The sequence below is a fragment of the Pantoea conspicua genome, from assembly GCF_002095315.1.
GTDB classification, from domain to species: domain Bacteria; phylum Pseudomonadota; class Gammaproteobacteria; order Enterobacterales; family Enterobacteriaceae; genus Pantoea; species Pantoea conspicua.
This window is the reverse complement of sequence record NZ_MLFN01000006.1, coordinates 13184-31945: the sequence shown is the minus strand read 5'-3', so window position 1 is coordinate 31945 and position 18762 is coordinate 13184. Positions and strand designations below refer to the sequence as shown.

Below are 18762 nucleotides of genomic sequence, written 5' to 3'. Positions count from 1 at the left end.
AGCAATGACGAAAAAATAGCGATCAGACGCTGAGCGGCAGCACCGGCAACGTTGAAGCGGGACAGATCGTAACCATCACCCTTGGCGATCAGACCTACACCGCCGCCGTGGGTGCAGATGGTAGCTGGAGCGTGGCGCTACCGGCAGCGGCGCTGAATGCGCTGGCGTCAGGGACGCTGGCTATTTCAGTCGTCGTCACCAGCCTGGCCGGCGTCGAAGCCAGCGAAAATCGTGACATCAGCGTTGAAATCCCGGTCACGCCGGGCGTGCCCAGCGTGACGCTGGCAGATTTCGCCGGCGATAACCAGTTAAGCAATATCGAAAAAACCAGCGACCAGACGCTGAGCGGCAGTACCAGCAATGTTGAGGCCGGTCAGATCGTTACGGTGACGCTGGGTGGTCAGACTTACAGCACCAGCGTCGGCGCGGATGGCAACTGGAGCCTTACCGTGCCTGCCGCGGCACTGACGGCGCTGGCGGCGGGCGATACTACTATCACGGTGTCGGTCAGCAATGCGGCCGGTAGCACCGCCACTACCGCGCTGCCCATTACCGTTGAAGCGGCGGTCACCCCGCCAGGCGAACCCACCGTGGCGATGGGTCAGTTTGCCGGCGATGACATCCTTAGCAACGATGAAAAGGGCACGGCCCAGACGCTAAGCGGCACCACCACCAATATTGAAGCGGGCGCGCAGGTCAACGTGACGCTGGGCGGACAGAACTACCCCGGTATCGTCGACAACGCCGGCAACTGGCAGGTGACGATTCCGGCAGCGGCGCTGGGCAATTTACCCGCCGGTTCGAATGCCATCAGCGTGACGGTGAGTAATACCGCCGGCACCAGCGTCAGTGAAACGCGTGATATCGCGGTGGAGGCGTCAGGCACCGGGCCAGCCATCCCGACCCTGACGATTAACGATTTCGCCGGTGATAACCTGCTCAGCAACGATGAAAAAAGCGTTGATCAGATCCTGAGCGGCACCACCACCAATATTGAAGCCGGGCAACTGGTTAACGTGACTCTCGGCGGCCAGGTTTACAGCGCCAGCGTCGATGCCGATGGCGGCTGGAGCCTGACGGTGCCTTCCACGACGCTGGCCGCGCTGGCGGCGGGCGATACCACTATCACGGTGTCGGTCAGCAACGCTGCCGGCACCACGATCAGTGACACCCTGCCGATCGGCGTCGCGGCACCGCTCACCCTGCCGGGCGAGCCGACCGTTACCCTCAATCAGTTTGCCGGTGATGATATTCTCAGCAACAGCGAGAAAACCGGCGATCAGCTGCTGAGCGGCACCACTACCAATATTGAATCTGGCCAGCCAGTTACGGTGACGCTGGGCGGTGAGACCTTCACCACCACGGTGGCCGCAGACGGTAGCTGGAGCGTCACCATCCCGGCCCCGACGCTGGCGGCTTTAGCCGCAGGCAGCGTCACGCTGAGCGTGTCGGTTAGCGATCTGACTGGCACAACGGTAAGCGAAACGCGTGACATTGCGGTAGAGCCGCCGGTGACGGCACCCGGCACGCCGACCCTGACGCTGGATGCGTTCACCGGCGATAACCTGTTGAGTAACGACGAGAAGCTGGATGCACAGGCAGTTTCCGGCACCACCACCAATGTGGAAGCGGGTCAGATTGTGACCGTGACACTGGGCGGGCAGTCATACAGTGGCACCGTCAGCGACGACGGTAGCTGGAATATCAGCATCGCCGCCGATGCGCTTGGCGCACTGGCAACGGGGTCCACGACGCTGGTCGTCACGGTCAGCAACGCGGCAGGCACCGCCGTGAGTGAAAGCCTGCCGATCACCGTCGAAGCATCGCCGGCCGTTCCTGGCGTTCCCACGCTGACCATTGATCAGTTTGCGGTTGATGATGTACTGAATAATGACGAGAAAGCGACTGAACAGTTGCTGAGCGGCAGCACCACCAACGTCGAGGCGGGACAGATTGTGACTGTCACGTTCGGCGATCAGAGTTTCAGCGCCACGGTAGTGGCGGATGGCAGCTGGAGCCTGACCATTCCGGCCAGCGCGCTGGCTGCAGTGGCTGCCGGAAGCGCTACCGTGAGCGCCACCGTGAATAACCTGGCGGGCGTCGGGGCCAGCGAAAGCCGCGGCATCGTGGTCGAAGCCTCACCCGAGCCTGGCGCTCCCGCGATTACGATCGATCCCTTTGCCGGTGACGATCTGCTGGACAACGGCGAGAAAGCTGTCGATCAGACGCTCTCCGGCACAACCCTTAACGTCGAAGCGGGGCAAACCGTCACCATCACGCTGGCAGGCGACAGTTACAGTGCGCAGGTTGGCGCGGATGGTCGCTGGAGCACTCAGATTCCGTCTGCGGCGCTGAGCGCACTGGCGGCAGGTACCACCCCGCTTGCGGTGAGCGTCAGCAGCGCGGCAGGCATCGCCGCCAGCGACAGCCGTGAGATCAACATCGCGCCAGCCGCAGGCGAGCCGGGCGTACTGACCATCAGCGAGCCATTAAGCGGCGATGGCTTCCTTAACCAGCAGGAGATCGGCAGCGATCTGCTGATCTCCGGTTCAGCCGTTGGCGTCGCCGCCGGGCAGGCCGTGCTGGTCGCCTTTAACGGCAGCACCTACAGCGGCGTGGTCGCCAGCAACGGATTCTGGAGCGTCACCGTCCCGGCCAGCGCTCTGGCCGGGATCGCCGATGGGGTCCAGTCGGTGTCGGTGACCGCCTTTGATGCGACTAACACGCTGCTGACCGATTCAGCACCGCTAAACGTGGTGGTGAGTAACCAGCCAGAGATCAACCTGAACACCAGCGCGCTCACTGATGGCATTCTCAACCGCGCCGACGCCAGCAGCGATCAGCTGATCGGCGGCACCACCGGAAAAGCGGTGGCGGGTCAGCAGGTCGGGCTGGAACTCAATGGCAAAACCTACAGCGCTACGGTGAGCGCCGACGGCAACTGGAGCCTGGCCCTGCCGGCCAGCGATCTCGCTTTGCTGCCGCAGGGCGCCAACAGCCTGAATATCGCGGTTATCGATGAGGCGGGTAACCGCGTTGAGGATACCCTGAATTTCAGCGTTGATACGCTGTTGCCAAATCTGATTGTGGCGGCGGTGGCTGGCGGTGACGGCATTCTCAACAGCAGCGAAGTCTCGGCCGGGCTGCCGGTCAGCGGCACCGGCGCTGCGCCGGGCGAAGTGGTGTCGGTGGTGCTGAATAACCAGAGTTACAGCGCCACGGTGGATAACGCTGGCAACTGGACCGTCACCGTACCGTCCGACGCGCTGCAGGCGCTGGCGGATGGCAGCAGTTACACCTTAGGCGTCACCCTGACCGATGCCAGCGGCAACAGCATCACTCAGACTCAGTCGCTGGCGGTTAGTACCCCGTTGCCGGTCGCAACGGTCGCAGCGCCCGGCGGTGACGGCGTGCTCAGCAACGGCGACCTGACACAACCGCTGCTGATTGGCGGTACCGGCACGGCAGGCGATACCGTCTCGGTGGTGCTGAATGACAAAACCTACACCGCCACGGTGGATGACAATGGTAACTGGGCCACGTCGGTGCCGATCGCCGATCTTGGCGCGCTCGCCAACCAGACCTATCCGGTGACGGTCACGGTGACCGATGCTGCCGGTAACAGCAGCGAGCAGGCTACTGAACTGCGGGTTGCGATCGCTCTGCCTGCGTTAACCCTGAACGATCTCACCGATGATGGCGTGATCAACGTTGCCGATGCGCAGCAGCCGCTGATCGTCAGCGGTACCGGCGATCAGGGCGATCAGATTCGCGTCTCCCTCAACGGACAGACTTACAGCGCGGTAGTCACGCAGGATGGCAACTGGAGCGTTAACATTCCGGCTGCCGATCTGGCGCAGGTGCCGGAGGGTGCGCAGACGATTACGGTAGTTGCCACCGACAGCGATGGCAACGTCAGCCAGACGGCGGATGCCGTGACCTTTGCCACCACGCCACCGCTGCTGGACCTGTCCAGACCCGGCAGCGATGGTTATATCAATATTGCTGAGCACAGCCAGGATCTGACCCTCGACGGACGTGGCGGCAGTGCAGGGGATACGGTATCGGTCGACTTTAACGGCGCGGTCTACACCGCGACGGTCGATACCAGCGGCAACTGGAGCGCCACGGTGCCGGCGGCGGTAATTGACCAGCTGGCTGACGCTATCTATCCGGTTAACGTGACCCTCACGGATGCGTACGGTAACAGCAGCAGCGTGCTGTCTGACGTTACCGTGCTGGCGGCGACGCAGCCAGCGCTGACCATCAATCCGGTCACCGCTGACAATCAGGTCGATAGCGCGGAACAGCTCAGTGACATTCTGGTCACCGGCAGCGTGACCGGCGTTCCGGCCGGTACGCCGGTGGTGCTGACGATCAACGGTCAGTCTTATGATGGCGAAGTACGGGCAAATGGTGACTGGAGCGTCACGCTGCCAGCGGGATCGCTGGGCGCGGCCGGAGAAAAAACCTTTACGGTGGCGATTTCGGACGTTGCCGGTAACCCGGCGCAGCCTGCTGAAGGGCAGTTCACCGTCATTACCACTGACGCGCCGCTGTTATCGATTGCACCCGTGAGTGAGGATAATGCACTTAACGCGATTGAAGCGCTGAGCGATCTGACTGTCAGCGGCAGTTCCAGCAACCTGCCTGTCGGCAGCGTGGTCAGCGTGACGCTGGTGGCGGGCGGCACCGTCTATAGCGCCACCACCGATGAAACCGGCGCCTGGGCGGTCACCGTCCCGGCGGGGGATCTGGCTAACCTGCCGCAAGGTAGCACCACGGTGACCGTGACGTCAGGTGAGGTCACCAGCAGCCAGACGCTGCTGGTGGCGACCACGCCGCTGGCTGCTCCGGCAATCGATACGCCGTTTACCGACAGCGTGCTCAACAGTGCCGAAGCCAGCACGGTTCAGACGCTGACCGGAACCACAGCACCAGGCCTGGCGGTTAACGTTACCGTCGGCGGCAATACCTGGCCGGCAACGGTAGCAGCGAATGGTGACTGGAGCCTGATCCTGCCACCATCGGCCCTGCAGGCGCTTGCCCAGGGCAGTAATCCGATCACCGTCACCACCTTCGATCTGGCCGGCAACAGCAACAGCACCACGGTGCCACTGACGGTGGATACCGGTATTCCGACGCTGGTGGTCAACCCGATTGCCAGTGATGGCATTATTAATGGCGCTGAGGCTGACGCCGATCTGACGATCAGCGGAACCGTCGCGCCTGGCAGCATCGTCAGCCTGGCGCTGAATGACGTTCCCTATCAGGCGATTGTCGCTGATGACGGTCGCTGGACGGTCACCGTGCCACGCGCCGATTTGCAGGCGCTGAACGATGGCCGCTACGACCTTAACGTCACGGTCACCAGCGTCGGTGGTAACAGCAACAGCAGCGTCCTGCCGGTGACCGTTAATACAACCGCACCGGATTTCAGTCTTAATCCGCCAGCGGGTGACGGCGTGCTGAACGGCGCGGAACAGGCGGCGGGCTTCAGCTTTAGCGGAACCGGCAGTGAAGGTGATCGGGTCAGCCTGACGCTGAACGGCGTCACGTACACCGGCACGGTCAATATCGACGGTAACTGGTCGCTGGCCGTACCGTCAGCTGCACTGGCGGGTCTGAGTAACGGCAGCAGCTATCCGGTGGTGGTCACCGTCAGTGACGTCGCGGGCAACAGCAGCAGCCAGAGCAGCACGCTGAGCGTGGCGACCGCCGCGCCGCCGCTGAGCGTCGAGCCGGTCAGCGGCGACAATGCGCTGAGCGTCGGCGATCTGACGCAGCCACTGGTGATCAGCGGTACCGGTCAGAATGGTGATCGGATTACGGTCGGGCTGAACGATACGCTCTACAGCACCACCGTTGGCGTCAACGGCGGGTGGACGTTGCAGATTTCTCCTGACGATCTGGCCGCGCTGCCGTCGGGCAGCAATTCACTGACCCTCACCTCCACCGACGCCAATGGCAACCAGACCAGCCAGATCATCGATCTGAACGTGGTGAACGCGCCAGAACTCCAGCCAACGCTGACCATTGACAGTGACACCTTTGCTGGCGATGGCGTGGTGAGTGCCGCCGAACAACTGCAGCCGCTTACCCTGCGCGGCACTACCACCAATGTCGAATCGGGTCAGCAGGTCAGCGTCTCTCTCAATGGCATCGACTACGCTGGCGTGGTGGACGCCAGCGGCAGCTGGAGCATTGTGCTGCCGGCAGGCGCGCTGGCCGGTCTGGGGGAGGGCAGTCAGACCCTGTCCGTCAGCGTGATCAATGCGGTAGGCAACACCATCAGCAGCCCGCTTAACTTTAGCGTGGATACCACCCAGCCGTCTGTCGCCCTGGCACCGATCAGCGGCGATAACTACCTCAACGCCAGTGAACTGACTGGTGATGTGGCGGTAAGCGGCAGCACCAGCGGTCTGCCGCAAGGCAGCATCGTCGGGGTGACAGCGAATGGCACCACCGTCACCACCACCGTGGCGGCAGACGGAAGCTGGAGCCTGATCTTACCGGCAGGCACCTTTACCACCGCACCGGACGGTCCGCTGACCGTTACCACCACCGTTACCGATGCTGGCGGCACGCCGCTGGCGACCACCGGCTCGGTCATTACCGTCATCGCCACCACGCTGCCTGTCGCTACGGCAGGCGACGCCTTTAGTGACAACATTCTCAACGGTGCGGAAGCGGCAACCAGCGGCATCATCACCGGTAACACTGGCGTCAGCGGCGACGGCCAGACGGTCGGTGTGACGCTGGGTGGCGTCAGCTACAGCGGGTCGGTCGATGAGGCGGGTAACTGGCAGGTCACTATCCCGTCTGAGGCGCTGTCAGCCCTGCCACAGGGGGATACCGCCTACACCGTTGTGGTCAGCGATGTGGCCGGTAACAGCAGTCAGGCAGTCGGTACGGTGGCGGTTGATACGCTGCCACCGTCACTCAGCCTGAATACGCCGTCGGACGGCATCATTAATGTCGCCGAAAGTCAGCAGCCGCTGGCACTCGGCGGCAGCAGTGATGCTAACGCCCTGATTGTTGCCAGCTTTAACGGCACCAGCCTCAGCACCACGGCGGACGCGAACGGCAACTGGACGCTGGTGCTGCCCGCCACTATTTACAGCGGACTGATCAACGGCAGCTATCCGCTGACCGTGACCGCCAGCGATGCAGCAGGCAACAGCACCATCACCAGCACCAGCCTGGCGCTGAAAGTTGAGCCGGCTAGCCTGCCAACCCTGACGCTGGATGCGTTTGCCGGCAATAATGTGGTGGATGGCGCGGAGCGGCAGACCGATCAACGCCTCTCCGGTACCACCACCAATGTCGAGCCAGGTCAGCTGGTGACCGTGACTATTGACGGCAACATTTACAGTGCGGCAGTGCAGACGAACGGTGTCTGGAGCCTGACCGTGCCAGCTGGCGCACTGAGTGCGCTGGCTGACGGTAGCGCCAGCTTTACGGTGGCGGTCAGCGACGTGGCGGGCAACACCGCCAGCAATACGCTGGCCTTCGACGTCAACAGCAACGCTTCCGGCCTCGCGCTTAATGCGCTGAGTGAGGATAACTATCTGAATGCCCAGGAGCTGGGTGAGCCGCTGATCGTGACCGGCACCTCGGTCAATGTGCCTCAGGACGGCACGGTCACGGTATTGCTTAACGATATCAGCTACACCGCGCAGGTCTCGGCGAACGGTAACTGGAGCCTGATCGTACCGGCCAATGCATTGGCCGGTCTGGCGGATGGCGCTTACACCCTGACGGTCACCGCGACCGACAGCGGTGGCACGACGCTCAGCAGCACCTCGACGCTCACCGTGCTGGCGACCAGTCTGCCCGATCCGGCGATCACCAGCACGTTTGGCGATGGCACGCTTAACAGCAGCGACATTACCCGCGATCAGACCCTGAGCGGCATCACCGGGGCCACCGGTGACGGCCAGACCGTCAGCGTGGTGCTGAATGGCAACACCTATACCGCGACGGCTGACAGCAACGGTAACTGGTCGATTTCTGTGCCCGCCGCCGCGCTGGCCGATCTGCCGGAAGAGAACATCAGCTACAGCGTGACGGTACGTGATGCGGCAGGCAATACCGCCGCTACCGACGGCAGTGTGCGGGTAGATCTGACGCCGCCAGCCTTAATCCTTAATGCGGTGGCGGATGACGACATCGTCAATATTGCCGAAAGCAACGCGCCGGTTATCCTGAGCGGCAGCAGTGATGCCGGGGAAGGCCAGCTGGTCACCCTGACGCTCAACAATCAGATCTGGACCACCACGGTGGCAGAAAATGGCGACTGGAGCCTGACGTTACCGGCTGGCGCGCTGGCGGGTATTCCGGCCGGTCTCTATATTCTGACCGCCACCGTCAGTGATGCGGCGGGCAACCCGGTAACCGAAACGCGCGAGATCAATGTGGCAACCGGTTCGCTGTCGGTCAGCATTGAAACGCCGTTTGGTGATGGCTATCTGAGCCGTAACGACGCTGACACCAGCCAGACCCTCAGTGGCACCACCGGTTTGATCGGCGAAGATCAGACGGTGATCGTCACGCTGGGCGACAACGATTATCCTGCCACGGTCGATGCGCAGGGCAACTGGGCGGTGACGCTGACAGCGGCGGAGTTGCAGGGGCTGAGCGAAGGCATCGCCACGCTGGTGGTGAACGTCAGCGATGCTGCCGGTAACAGCGGCTCGCTGGCCAGCAGCGTTACGGTAGATTTCACGCTACCTGCGCTGAGCATCAACGCCATCGGTGGCGACAACATCATTAACTCACTGGAGGTGCTGCAGGATGTCGCGATTAGCGGCACCGCCTCCGTTGCTGATGCCGGTCAGATCGTCACCGTCAGTTTCCAGAATGTGGATTACCAGACGCAGGTGCTGTCTGATGGCAGCTGGCAGGTGACACTGCCTGCCAGCGTGCTGCAGGGGCTGACGGATGGCAGCTATCTGGTTGGGGTATCGCTTACCGATGCGGCAGGCAATTCAAACAGTACCAGCCAGACGCTGACCCGTGATGCCGACGGTGCAACGCTGCCAACCCTGACCATCGGGCCGATCAGCGATGATAATTACCTTAATCAGGCCGAAGCGGCAAACGATCTCATTATCAGCGGCACCAGCACCAATCTGGCTGAAGGTCAGGTGGTCACGGTTACGCTGAACAATATCGACTACAGCGGTACGGTAGTCGCCGGTGGCGGCTGGACGGTGACCGTCCCGGCGGCGGATGTGGGGAATCTGCCGGATGGCGAGCAGCTACTGGTGGTGGTTTCTGCTGATGTTGCCGGTAACCCTGCCAGCAGCAGCAGCAGCCTGGTGGTAGTCGCCAGCGATCAGGCCCAGCCGACGCTCAGCGTCAATGTGGTCGCGGGTGATGATGTGATCAACGCCACCGAAGCCGCGGGCGAGGTGGCGGTCAGCGGCACCAGCACCCAGCTGGTCAGCGGCACGCTGGTCACGGTAACGTTCAATCAGGCCGATTACACCACCACGCTCGATGCGAATGGCAACTGGACAGTCAACATTCCTTCGACCGCCTTCGATAACCTGGCATCGGGCAGCAGTCAGACCGTGACGGTGACAGCCAGTGACGTGGCGGGCAATTCGGCCAGCGCAACCCAGCAGATCAGCCTGGATACCATGCTGCCGATTCTGACTGACATCGTGGTCAGCGCCGGCGATAGCCTCAATCAGGTCGAGTCTCTGCAGGATCTGACCATTACCGGCAACACCGATATCGGCCTGCCGGTGGCCGTAACGCTGAACAACGTGACCTATACCGCCACCGCAAACGGTGAAGGTGTCTGGACAATTACTGTCCCGGCAGGGGATTTACAGCAGCTGGCTGACGGCCCTAATCCGATCAGCGTCTCGGTCACGGATGCCGCCGGGAATACCACCACCGACACCACCACATCACTGAATGTGGCATTCAATACGCTGCCAGCGATCACCCTGAATACGCCTTTCGGTGATGCACTGGTTAGCGCCGATGATGCAGCCGGTGCGCTAACACTCACCGGTAACAGCACCAGCGTGCCGGCGGATAGTCAGGTGACAATTACCATTGGCAATCAGTCCTTTACCACCACCGTCGATGCCAGCGGCAACTGGACGCTGAACCTGGAGGCGGGTGCGCTGACAGCCTTGCCAGACGGCCAGACTCAGGTTGTGGTCTCCACCCGCGATGCGGCCGGTAACCCGGCGCAGGCGACGGCGGGCGTCGAAATTCTGCTGACGCCGCCAGTGGCGCCGACGTTTGCCACCACGCTGTTCGGCGATAACGTGATCAACAGCAGTGAAGCGGCAACGGTACAGCTGATTACCGGCACTACCGCAGTGGGCGACGGCCAGACGGTCAGCGTCACGGTCGGTGATGACAGGATTCCGTTATCGGTGACGGTTGATGAGAACGGCAACTGGACCGCCAGTCTGACACCAGAGTACATCGCGATTCTTGGCGACGGGCAGCACAACCTTACCGTGACGACCACTGACCGCGCGGGTAACAGCATTGACGCGACGAAGACGTTTGTCTCGGCGATTACGCCGATTGCCGCGCCAACGCTGGATACGCCGTTTACTGATGGCCGTATCAATGCAGACGAAGCGGCTGCCGGTGGAACGCTGACAGGCGCGCTCAACATCACCAATCCGGCCTCCGTGGCGGTCACGGTCAATGGTACGGTCTATTCCGCCACCCTTGATGCAGATGACGGCCGCTGGACGCTGGATCTGCCACCGGCCCTGTTGCTGTCGCTGCCTGACGGTAACTGGCCGGTCACCGTGACGGTCACCGATGTCAACGGTAACAGCGCCAGCAACGGCGGTAATGTACTGGTCGCGGTTAACACACTGCCTGACGTTACCCTTAATCTGCCGTTTGGCGACGGTGCGCTCAGTGCGGCTGAAGCTGGCAGCGAGCAGGTGCTGAACGGATCAACCGGCATCACCGGTGCCGGACAGACGGTGAACGTAGTGATCTCAGGCTTTAATGGTGATCAACCGCTGACGGCGACAGTACAAGGCGATGGCAGCTGGTCACTGACGCTGACGCCAGCGGAGCTAGCGACCTTCACCAGCGGCAGCCACACTATCACGGTCACCGCCAGCGACATTGCCGGTAATACCGACAGCACGGCGCTTAACGTGGTGACCGAGGTCACTGTGCCCACACCGACCTTTAACGACGGCGCGTTGGGTACGGACAGCGTGCTGAACATCAGTGACGCGGCGGCAGGTGTGACGCTGACCGGCACCACCGGCAGCGTCGGGGACAATCAGGCAGTGAGTATCACGGTCGATCTCAACGGGGTACGCTACACCGGAAGGGTAGACGGTGATGGAAACTGGGTGGTCACTATTCCGGCCAACGCCCTGAACTCACTGAGCGACGGTGCGCATACCCTGACGGTCAGCGTGGTCGATGCGGCGGGCAACACCGGTACGGCAGAGCTGCCGTTCAGCGCCGATCTCACGGCACCGCTGCCGACGCTGGTGCCGGAGAGCAGCATTAATGCCGCCGATGTCGCCAGTGGCGTGACGTTGACCGGCACCACCGGTGAAGCGGGTGAGAACCAGAGCGTGCAGGTGACAATCGGCAACAACGTCTACTCCGCCGTGGTGACCGCCGACGGTGGCTGGACGCTGCCGCTGGAGAGTGCACAGCTGTCGCTGTTAACCGATGGCAGCTATCCGGTCACCGTGACGGCAACCGATGCAGCCGGTAACAGCAGCAGCATCAACAGTTCGCTGGTGATCGATACTACGCCACCGACGCTGACTGTCGGTGCCTTTGCCGGCGATGACATCCTCAACTATAGCGAGAGCATCCAGCCGCAACTGCTGAGTGGTGTCGCGAACGGGGCTGAACCGGGCAGCGTGCTCAGCGTTGCGCTGGGTGCCACCACACTCGGTACGGCGGTGGTCGGGGCAGACGGCAACTGGAGCCTGACTCTGACGCCGGAACAGATGGCCTCCTTCACGCAGCCGACCACCACGCTGGCAGTCAGCGTCAGCGATCTGGCGGGCAACAGCATCAGCCAGGATGTGACCTTCGCGGTTGATCTCACGCCACCGGCAGGACCGCTGGTGGCGCTGGGAACGATCTCTGGCGATAACATTATCAGTACCGCTGACCAGGCGGGCGGGGTGGTGATCAGCGGCACCTCGGCTAACCTGGGCGCGGGCGGCGTGGTCTCGGTGGTGATCAATGGCGAAACTTATGGCACTACCCTGAATGGTGATGGCAGCTGGGCGAGCGTCGCCTTGCCGGTCACGGCGTTTGGCACGGGCGGTAGCGCAACCATTACTGTCAATGCCACCGACGGTACGACGCCGGTGACGACACAAGGCAGCGTACAGATCGATCTGACGCCACCAGCGCTGACGCTTAACGACTTTACCGGCGACAACCGGATCAATGCCGCTGAAAGTGCTACCAGTCAGGTGATTAGCGGCACCGCCGATACCGCTGAAGTCGGGCGGACGGTGGTGGTCACCTTTAATAACAAAACCTATAACGCTATCGTGCAAAGCAATGGCAACTGGTCCACCACGGTACCGGCCAGCGACATGCAGGCACTGCCGGATGGCGCATCCACGCCGATTACCGCCCAGCTGGCGGATGCCGCCGGTAACGTCACCACCGTCAGTGAGGCGGTGACGGTCGATACCACGGCACCGCTAATCCTGATTGATGCCTTCCTCGGCAATAACGTGATCAATGCGGTGGATCTGGCCACCAGTCAGCTGCTGACCGGCAGCGCACAGGGTGCAGAAGGGCAGACCATTGGCCTCTACCTGGGTGACGGCGCGCCGATTGCCACGGCGGTGGTGGGCGCCGATGGCTTCTGGTCCCTCAATGTCGATCCACTGGTGCTGTCAGACCTGACGGATGGCGCGCTGGTATTTGGCGTGCGGGTCAATGACCTCAGCGGTAACCAGACCGACGCCACCCTGACGGTGAATAAAGTGGTCAACAGCGCGCTGACGCTGGTGGTCGACTCGGTGTTTGGCGATGGAACGCTGAGCGCCATTGATACCACGGTGGCGCAGACCATTACCGGGGTCGCGACCTCGGCGGGAGTAGGCGCCACGGTCTCGGTCGTACTGGGCGGAACGACGCTGTCAGCCGCAGTGGGTCAGGATGGTAAGTGGGCGATTGTGGTACCGCCTTCCGTGCTGGGGCTGCTGAGCGACGGCGAGCTGGCGCTAAACATCACGCTGACCGATGCCGCCGGGAACATCCGTACCGTACCGGAAACCGTGACGGCAATTGTCAATGCCGTGCCGGTGGTCGGCGACCTTACCGGCCTGTTCGGCGACGATAACCTGCTCAACATCGTTGAAGCCGCTGCCGGTCAGCTGATCGGTGGGGTGATTGAAAATGCCGCCGCCGGTTCGCAGGTCACCGTCACCTTTGGCAGCCGCAGCTACACCACCACGGTGCAGGCAGGTGGCAACTGGAGCGTTAACCTGCCGGGCAGCGATCTCAGTTCACTGCTGAATGGCAACCTGACACTGGGTGTCAGCGTCACCGATCCGGCGGGTAACGTGGCTTCCAGCAGCGCATCTATCGGCATCTTTACCCAGACGCCATCCATCAGCCTGACCTCGCTGTTTGGTGATGGCGTGCTGAACCTGGCGGACATTGCCACCGGCCAGGTGATCAGTGGGGTGGTGAACAATGTTGCGCAGGGATCGGTGGTGACGCTGAATGTCGGCAACAGTCAGCTGACCGCCACCGTGGGCGCTGGCGGCGCCTTCAGCGCCACGGTGACGCCGGATATTTTAGGCACGCTGGCGCAGGGTAACCTGACGGTCGGCGCTTCGGTCACCGATGCGGCGGGCAATACCGCCAGCACCAGTGCCGGTTTCCGGGTCGATACCTTGCTGCCCACCATCACCGTTAATCCGCTGTTTGGTGACGGTCTGCTCAACGTGGCGGATGCGCTGATAACCCAGGTGATCGGCGGCGCGGTGGGCGGGGCGGAAGCGGGGGCGCGAGTGGTGGTCTCCGTGGGCTCACAGCAGTTTGTGACCGCCACCGATGCGAATGGCAATTTTAATATTTCGCTGACGCCAGCCCTGTTGCAGGGCATTGCCGATGGCGATCTCACCGTCGGGGTCAGCGTCACGGACAGCGCGGGCAACACCAGCACTGCCACCGCGGGCGCGCTGGTGGGTATTCATAACCTGCCGAAGGTAACGCTCAATCCGCTGTTTGGTGATGGGGTGCTGAACCTGGCGGAGTCGCTGGTGACCCAGACCATCAGCGGCACCGTATCGGGTGTGGCGGCAGGCAGCAGCGTCCGGCTGGCGATTGGCAATACCACCGCCACCGCGCTGGTGAACGCCGACGGCAGTTTCTCGACCACGGTGACGCCAGCGGTGCTCTCTACACTGCTGAGCGGCAACTTCACGGTCAGCGCCTCGGTGACCGATCCGGTGGGCAACGTCTCCAGCATTAACGCCGGCGTCTCACTGGGACTGTTCCAGCCGACGCTGTCGGTGAATACGGTGTTTGGTGACGGCGTGCTGAGCGCAGCGGATCTGGCTTCAAACCAGACCATCAGCGGCAGCTCCAGTCTGTCGGCCGGATCCACCGTCAGCGCCACGCTGAACGGTCTGACCTACACCACCAAAGTGTTGAGCGGCGGCAGCTGGAGTATCAGCGTGCCGAAAGCAGATCTGGCGGCGATCACTGACGGCAGCAAACCCGTCATCGTCACCGGTACCGATGCCTATGGTAACGTGGCGACCAGCAATAATACGCTGAGCGTGATTGCGCACACCGCGCCCACCGTCGCTATCACCTCCCTGTTTGGTGACAATGCACTGAGCGCGATCGATGTTAAAACCGCGCAAACCATCAGCGGCAGCGCCACTAATGCGGAAGGATCGGTGGTGCGCGTGGTGCTGGGCGGCCAGACTTACAGCACCACGGTGAGCAGCAACGGCAACTGGAGCCTCTCTGTCCCGGCAGCAAGTCTCGCTGCCATTAGCGATGGCCTTCAGACCGTCACCGCCAGCGTCACCAACGGTGCGGGCCTTAGCGGCAGCGGTTCGGCCTCGCTGGGTGTGGTCAGCCACACCACGCCAACCGTCAGCCTGAGCAGCTACTTTGGCGGTGATGGTTATCTGAATATCGCGGAAGCCGATGCGCCGAAAACCATCAGTGGCACCAGCACCAATGCCGTCGGCGGCACGGTGACGGTGAACGTGGCGGGTAATGTCCTCACCACCACCATTGGTGCCAACGGGGCATGGAGTATCAGCGTGCCGTCAGCGACGCTGAAAGCTATCCCGGACGGCAGTCATCCACTCACCGTCACGGTCGCCGACATTGGCGGCAACACCGTCACCAGCAACAGCAGCTTCACCGCGCTGTCGCACAATACGCCGCTGGTGGGAGCCGATCCGGTACTCAGTGTCGTGACCTCGTTGCTCACCGGACTGACGGTACAGGGCGGATCGCTGAACGCGGCGCAGGGGTCGAAAGTCAGCGTCACGCTGTTGCTCGGCAACGGCGGCAACGGACCGACGATCAATACTACTACCGATGCGCTGGGACGCTACTCTGTCAACTTCGCGCCGTCATTACTGTCGGTTGGCGGGCTGCTGCTGTCGCTGGGTACGCTGGCGAAAGTCACCATCACTGATGTGGCAGGCAACAGCTATTCGACCACCAATACCCTGCTGCTAGGGTCATTGTTGCCGATTACCACTGCCGCCAGCGAGTCGGTGGCGCTGTTCCCGGTCGCCGATGACAGTGCCACGGTAGCCAGTGTCAGTGGAGAAACGCAGCACGCCAGCAGCAGTGAGGAAAGTTCCCCTCACGCTGCCGTGGTGTCCACACTGACCACGGAGGCGGATATCGTCACGCCGCTCAGCAGCAGTGACAGCGCCAACGCTACGGAGACCGCCGCCGCCGCGCCGGCAGAGGAGGCCAGCTACACCATTGGTGGCGTGGTGATCACCCTGGCCGATGGCAGCACGCTGGAGGGCGCGTCAGTGATCGGCAGCAGCGGGGCTGATACCGTGACGGTCACTGACCTCAACTTTACTCACATTGATGGTGGCGCAGGCACCGATACGCTGGTGCTGAACGGCGAGCATCTGAACCTGGATCTCACCACGCTCGGCCTGAAAGTGGAGCACATTGAAGTGCTTGACCTGGGGAAAACCGGCACTAACGCGGTGAAACTCGATCTCAACGAAGCACTCAGCATTACCGATAAACAGAGTGATGATTTGATGATCAAGGGAGCCGATGGCAGCCAGGTGACGCTGGCGAACAGTAATGGCGGCGTCTGGGCCGTGACCGGTGAGCGCACGGTTGAGGGGCAAACCTTTGAGGTTTACCACAACTCGGCGCTGACCAGCGATAACACCCTCGGCGACGTGCTGGTGCAGCATAACCTGCAGGTGCATATCGTCTGACTTCGCTAAAAGGTCAGTAATGCTGATGAAATCAGCGGGTGTGTGAGCGCCCGCTGATTTTTTTATTTACCGCCCGTGATAATTTCATTTTCCAGATTTTCGCCACTATTCATTAATCAGATGAAAGATTAGGGTAGGGGCAGAAAACGGCGCCACGCCGCCGGTTGCACAGAATCTGACGTCATAATTTCTTTAGCTGCTTTTTTAGTAGCCTATTCATTAATCCTTGTTACCTGCGGGTAACCAATTTTGGCCAGCGGAAACGGGCGGCCTGCGCTCGCCCGACATAACTGCGTCAACCAAAACGATCAGTTTATCTGATGGTTTTCGCCTGCATTTCTGTTCTGATTTGAGGTTACCTATGTCACAACGCGATACGCTTCGTGCCGTCCGGCTCGAATCTATTTTTCAGACGGCGGTCAGTGAATTTGCCGTGCCCGCCACGCCCGATCTCGCCCCGACCGCCAGTGCCAGTGACCCTCTTTCGCTGCCTGTTGCCGGCACGTCAGCGGAGACGTCGCTCAACTCACCGCTCAATCTCTCTGCGCTGGCGGTGAGCACCGCCGTGGATACCCAGCCACCCGCTGCGCTGCGGCCCTATGAACCGATCGCTGCAGATGGCGTGATCGCTAACTGGGAAGCCCAGAACCCGGTTCATCTGCGCGGCCAGGCGGTGGGAGAGGCGGGCTCAACCGTCACCCTGACTTTTAACGATCAGAGCTGGCACAGCACCGTCAATCAATGGGGTTACTGGAACGCCTCGATGCCCGCCGAGGTTTTGAAAGGCGTACCGGACGGTAATCACACCCTGACGCTGACCATCACCGATAAAGCCGGGAATAGCACAGATACCACGGTCGATTTCGGTCTCTATGCCGATCGCAGCATTAAGCCGACTCTGACGGTCGACACCATCAGTAAAGATGATGCGGTCAACATTGAGGAGAGCGTCTATGGCGTGGAGATCAGCGGCAGCGGCACGCATCTGGCGGCGGGCGGACGGGTTACGCTGACCCTGGGCAGCCTCACCACCACCGCCCTCGTCGACAGTGACGGCAAATGGACCGGCAACTTCAATGAAAGCGATCTGAAAGCCCTGCAGGATGGGGTCTACACTCTGCAGGTCAGCGCGAAAGACCCTAATGGCAATACCGCGACCGAAACGCATCAGCTCACCCTGATTACCCATCTGAGCAGCCTGCCGCAGATTAGCTTCGACAAGGTGACGGCCGACGACGTGATCAATCTGGCGGAAACCCAGCAGGATCTGTTGCTGAGTGGCACGCTCTCGACCGTGATGCCGGGCCACCGGCTGGTGATTACCGGCGCCAATGAGAAAGATTACGCCGCCACGGTTGGCGAGGATGGTCACTGGCAGGTGGTGATCCCGGCGGCGGATGTCCACGCATTTATTAACGTTGGCGAGATCCGCGCCTGGTCGATTGACGGTGCCAACAACTACACCGATGCCAGCCATGAGCTGAATATCAAAACCGGCTTTATTCCGATCTATATCGAGATGAATATTGGTGGCGATATGATCCTTAACTATCAGGAGGCGCAGCACGATCTCAGTCTGTATGTCGAAGGGGCCAACGAAATGGTACTCAATGGCAAAACCTATCAGCCGGACAGCAAAGGCATGGTCACCCTGAGCGCCAGCGATCTGCAGGCATTACCGGATGGCCCGGTATCCGCCACCTTTAACCGCTGGGATGACTATGGCAACAGCGACAGCCAGACCTACAGTGAGCTGTTTACCGTGGCAATCCATCAGCGCCCGACCCTGACGCTGGAGACTCCGTTCGACGATAACCTGATCGACGCCGCCGATGTCAATAACTGGCATCTGATCCAGGGCAGCTCGACCCATCTGGAACCGGGCAGCCTGGTGCAGTTAAGCCTCGGCGATCAGCACTACAGTGCCAGTGTGAAAGCCGATGGGGGCTGGGCGCTGACCATTCTGGCCGGGCAACTGGCCCCGCTGGATGACGGTGAATATCAGATGACGGTGAGCGCCACAGACAGCGCCGGTAATCTGGCCAGCGCCAGCCAGATGGTGACGGTGGCATCACATACTGACACTGCCGCGACGCTCAATTCACTGGCGGTGGATCAGCTGCTGGAGAGGCTCAGCCCGAACGGTGAGGCAGAAAGCCTGACGGCCGTAGCATCGTCTCCTGCCGCTGCAGCACCCGACAGCAATCTGGTCGCCGAATCGCCTTATACGCTCGCCGATCATCTGTGGCAGCACGCCGCCACGCATCCTCTGGTCTGACCCACAAAACATTAGTTCAGGTACTGCCTTCCG

Annotated in this window: 2 protein-coding genes; both read left to right on the top strand. The window is 61.7% G+C overall.

Annotated features, from left to right (window positions below):
- The first annotated feature begins 29 nt into the window (after nucleotides 1-29).
- On the top strand, nucleotides 30-16451 hold the full coding sequence (locus HA41_RS04035; protein WP_482809935.1) for an Ig-like domain-containing protein: 16422 nt from the start codon (nucleotides 30-32) through the stop codon (nucleotides 16449-16451).
- A gap of 361 nt (nucleotides 16452-16812) precedes the next feature.
- Nucleotides 16813-18729 carry an Ig-like domain-containing protein gene (locus HA41_RS04030; RefSeq protein WP_094119693.1) on the top strand — a complete coding sequence of 639 codons (1917 nt, stop codon included), beginning with the start codon at nucleotides 16813-16815 and terminating at the stop codon, nucleotides 18727-18729.
- Nucleotides 18730-18762 lie beyond the last annotated feature (33 nt).